Raw genomic sequence first — 4,516 nt, forward strand, 5'->3', positions numbered from 1 at the left:
TGCCTCGTGTTGCTCGCTTTGCGCTATGTACCTTCTTTTCTGCTGTTGATGATGATCCCTGTTCTTTCTTTTCTTAGCTATCGGCACCCCCCGTAAGCTACGTATCCCCCTCCGTCGGTAGGGTCAGATGTGGCAAAGAGACAGGTCCGTCGCGATGGCGCGCAGGACGTTCATCCGGCCCGCCCGGAAGGCCGGCAGCAGCGCCGCGGCCAGGCCCACCACCGCCGAGCCGGCGAAGACCACCGCGATCGTGACCCACGGGATCTCCAGCACGTCGAAGCCCTCCAGCGCCAGCAACCGCTGCGCCGTCGCGCCCCACCCCAGTCCCAGACCGAGGCCGAGCAGGGCGCCGAAGAGCGCGATCACCACCGACTCCAGCCGGATCATCCGCCGCAGTTGCCGCCGGGACAGGCCGATCGCCCGCATCAGGCCGATCTCCCGGGTCCGCTCGATCACCGACAGCGCCAGCGTGTTCACCACACCCAGGATCGCCACCACGATCGCCAGCCCGAGCAGCCCGTACACCAGGTTCAGCAACTGCCCGATCTCGTCCTCCAGCATCTGCTTGTAGTCCGCCTGGTCCGACACCTGGTACTGCGGGAACGGTGCCAGGCTCTCCTTCAGCGCCGCGTACGCCTCCGCCTCCCGGCCCTCCTCCGCGCCGGCGAACATGAGCTGGTTCAGCGGCATCAGCTCCGCCGGCAGATGCGCCCGCGCGGTGTCCTGGCTCAGGTACATCGCGCCCTTGTCGAAGACCGTGTCCTCCGACGTGATCGCGCCCACCGTCAGCGTCACCGTGTCCCCGCCGACGAAACGCGCCGTCAGCTCGTCGCCCACCGACAGCCCGTGGTCCACGGCGTACGACTCGTTCACCGACATGTGGTCCGGCTCGTACGCCGTCGCCAGCTCGCCCGCCACCGTCTCCGTCCGCAGGTCCTCCGCGTACGTGGGGTCCGCCGCGACGACCTCCTCCGCCGACGTCCGGCCGTCCGGCGCCGTCAGCTCCACCATCACGGCCGCGTAGCCCGTGACATGGGTCAGGCCCGGCGTCGAACGGATCGCCTCGGCCGCCTCCGGTGTGATGAGCTGCTCCGACGTCGTGTCCACGATGAAGTCCGCGCCCACCGACCGGTCGAGCTGGTCCGACGCCGACGCCACCAGCGAGGCACCGACCACCGACAGCGACCCCACCAGCGCCAGCCCGATCATCAGCGCGCCCGCCGTGGCGCCCGTCCGCCGGGGATTGCGCCGCGCGTTCCGCCCCGCCATCCGGCCCACCGGGCCGAACAGCCGCAGCACCACCGCGCTCAGCGCCCGCACCACACCACTCGCCAGCAGCGGCCCCACGACCACCGCGCCGATCAGCGTCAGCAGCAGCCCGGCCGCCAGATACAGCGACCCCTCCGACGCCTCGTCCGCCATCCCCGCCTCGAACAGCCCCGCCACACCGGCGGCCACCAGCAGCAGACCCAGCGCCGCGCGCACCTTCCCCGCCGCCGCCGCGCCCGGGGTGCCCGCCTCCCGCAGCGCCGCCATCGGCGACGCCCGGCTCGCCCGGCGCGCCGGCAACCAGGCCGCGACCAGGGTGGCCAGCACCCCCACCGCCATGCCGACGCCCGGCGTGGTGACGCTCACCGTCAGCTCGGACGTGTCCACGTCCACCCCGCCCGCGCCCCTCAGCTCCATCAGCCCGCCCGCCAGCGCGACCCCCGCGCCCCCGCCCACCGCCGAGCCGATGACGCCCAGCAGCAGCGCCTCGACCAGCACCGAACGGGTCACCTGCCGCCGCCCGGCCCCGATCGCCCGCATCAGCCCGATCTCCCGGGTCCGCTGCGCGACCAGCATCGAGAACGTGTTGACGATCAGGAAGATCCCGACCAGCACCGCGATCCCCGCGAAGCCGAGCATCGCGTACCGGATGACGTCCAGGAACCCGAGGTCCTGGTTCATCTGCTCCATGTTCTCGGCCCGCGTCTCGACGTCGTAGCCGCCGCCGAGCCGCTCCGCGATCCGCCGCTGCAACTCGGCGTCACCGACCCCGTCGGCCGCCATCACGTCCACCGAGCTGATCAGGTCCGGCCCGCCCAGCAGCTCGGTCCGCGCCACCTCCGGCGCCAGCAGCACGTACGCCGCGCCCGGGTTCGTGGCGCGGAACTCCACCAGGCCGGTCACCTCCACCCGGAAACGGCCCGGCACCGCGATGATCTCCAGCTCGTCGCCGATCGCCACCCCGTGCTGCTCCGCGGTGTCCACGTCCACCAGCGCCTCGCCCGCCCCGCGCGGCGCCTCGCCGGACGTCAGCTCCAGCGTGCGCTGCGCCGACACCCCCCAGTCGCCGCCGAGCGTCGGCCCGGCCGAGGCGCCGACGCTGTCGCCGTCGGCGTTCACGACGGTGACGTTGTCGCTGAGGACCAGCCCGTCCGCCTGCGCCACCCCTTCGACGGCCCGGACCCGTTCCACCACCTCCGCGGGCAGCGTCTCCTCACGGCCGGTGTCCTGCGCGTTCTCCTCCTCCGCCGCGTCGACCGTCACATCGGCCGCCACGCTGTCGAAGAACTTGTCGAACGTCCTGTCGAGCGTGTCGGTGAAGACCAGCGTCCCGCAGACGAACGCCACCGACAGCACGATCGCGATCCCCGACAGCACCATGCGTCCCTTGTGCGCGAAGAAACTCCGCAGGGACGTCCGCATGACCGTCATGCCACCCTCCGCGAGTCGAAGCGGCGCATGCGGTCCAGCACCAGATCGGCGGTCGGGTCCGCCATGTCGTCCACGATCCGGCCGTCCGCCAGATACAGCACCCGGTCGGCGTAGGCGGCGGCCGTGGGGTCGTGCGTGACCATCACGATCGTCTGGCCCAGCTCGTCCACGGAGCGGCGCAGGAAGCCGAGCACCTCGGCGCCGGCCCGGGAGTCCAGATTCCCGGTCGGCTCGTCGCCGAAGATGATCTCCGGACGGGCCGCGAGGGCACGCGCCACGGCGACGCGCTGCTGCTGACCGCCGGACAACTGGTTCGGCCGGTGCTTGAGCCGGTCGGCCAGACCCACCGTCCCCACGACGCGCCGCAGCCAGTCGGGGTCCGGCTTACGGCCGGCGATGTCCATCGGCAGCGTGATGTTCTCGATGGCGTTCAGCGTCGGCAGCAGGTTGAACGCCTGGAAGATGAAGCCGATGCTGTCGCGCCGCAACTTCGTCAGCTTCTTGTCGCGCAGCCTCGTGATCTCGGTCTCCCCGACCCAGATCCGCCCACCGGTCACCGTGTCCAGCCCGGCCAGGCAGTGCATCAGCGTCGACTTCCCCGACCCCGACGGCCCCATGATCGCCGTGAAGACACCCCGGGCGATGTCCACCGACACCCCGGCCAGCGCCACCGCCCGGGTCTCCCCGGCCCCGTACGCCTTCGCCACGCCCTCGGCCCGCGCGGCCACCGCCGTACGTGTCCCCCTCATAACCGTCGCCACGCCGGATCCCCTCTGCTGCTCCACGAACTGACTTGTCAGGTACGCAGGCAACAGTGCCGTTCAGCGGGTTCCCCGCACGATGGTGCGCGTCGCCGTATCGGCCCGGGGGTTTACCCCACCCCCGGGCCCCCGGCAGCCCCACCAGGCGCGTACATCCGGGCGATCACGTCCTCGATGTCCGGCTCCCGCAGCGATAGATCCACCAGCGGAAACCCCGCCGCGATCCGCGCCACCAACGGCGCCGCGCTCGCCGACGCCGGGAACGCCAGCCACTGCCGCGGCCCCTCCACCCGCACCGTCCGCGCCCCCGGCACCGCGATCGGCGGCAGCTCCCGCTCCAGGTCCACCACGAGCGTCCGCTCGCCGCGGCCCACCTCGTGCAGCCCGGCCGGCGCCCCGTCGTACATCAGCCGCCCGTGGTCGATCACCATCACCCGGCGGCACAACTGCTCGATGTCGGTCAGGTCGTGCGTCGTCAGCAGCACCGTCGTGCCCCGCTCCGCGTTGAGGTCGCGCAGGAACCCGCGCACCTTCGCCTTGCTGACCACATCGAGCCCGATCGTCGGCTCGTCCAGATACAGCACGTCCGGATCGTGCAGCAGCGCCGCCGCGATGTCGCCCCGCATCCGCTGCCCCAGCGAGAGCTGCCGCACCGGCACGTCCAGCAGCGCGCCCAGGTCGAGCAACTCCACGCACCGGTCCAGATTCCGCCGGAACCGCGCCTCCTCCACCCGGTACATCCGCCGCACCAGCCCGTACGAGTCGCGCAGCGGCAGATCCCACCACAGCGTCGTCCGCTGCCCGAACACCACCCCGATCCGCCGCGCCAACCGCGCCCGTTCCCGGGACGGATCGATCCCGGCGACCCGCAACCGGCCACCGCTCGGCGTCAGGATGCCCGTCAGCATCTTGATCGTCGTGGACTTCCCGGCACCGTTCGGCCCGATGTAGCCCACCATCTCCCCGCGCGCCACCCGGAACGAGATCCCGTCCACCGCCCGGACCTCGCTCCGCACGCGCCGCACCCCGCGCCACCGCCCGCCGTCCGTCCGGCG

Annotated in this window: 3 protein-coding genes; all 3 read right to left on the reverse strand. The window is 72.1% G+C overall.

The annotated features are described in order from the left end of the window. Positions 1 to 123: 123 nt before the first annotated feature. A complete protein-coding gene (locus tag BN2279_RS07425; RefSeq protein ID WP_059007694.1) occupies positions 124 to 2,700 on the reverse strand; it encodes an ABC transporter permease in 2,577 nt (858 codons plus the stop codon). Beyond that, positions 2,697 to 3,449 carry an ABC transporter ATP-binding protein gene (locus BN2279_RS07430; protein WP_059007696.1) on the reverse strand — a complete coding sequence of 251 codons (753 nt, stop codon included), beginning with the start codon at positions 3,447 to 3,449 and terminating at the stop codon, positions 2,697 to 2,699. Before BN2279_RS07430 ends, BN2279_RS07425 begins: the two co-directional genes overlap by 4 nt. Positions 3,450 to 3,571: 122 nt before the next feature. Further along, positions 3,572 to 4,516, reverse strand: a 945-nt coding sequence (locus BN2279_RS07435) for an ABC transporter ATP-binding protein (protein WP_059007698.1), incomplete at its 5' end; no start/stop codon positions are given.

Source organism: Streptomyces specialis (assembly GCF_001493375.1).
In the GTDB taxonomy this organism is placed as follows: domain Bacteria; phylum Actinomycetota; class Actinomycetes; order Streptomycetales; family Streptomycetaceae; genus Streptomyces; species Streptomyces specialis.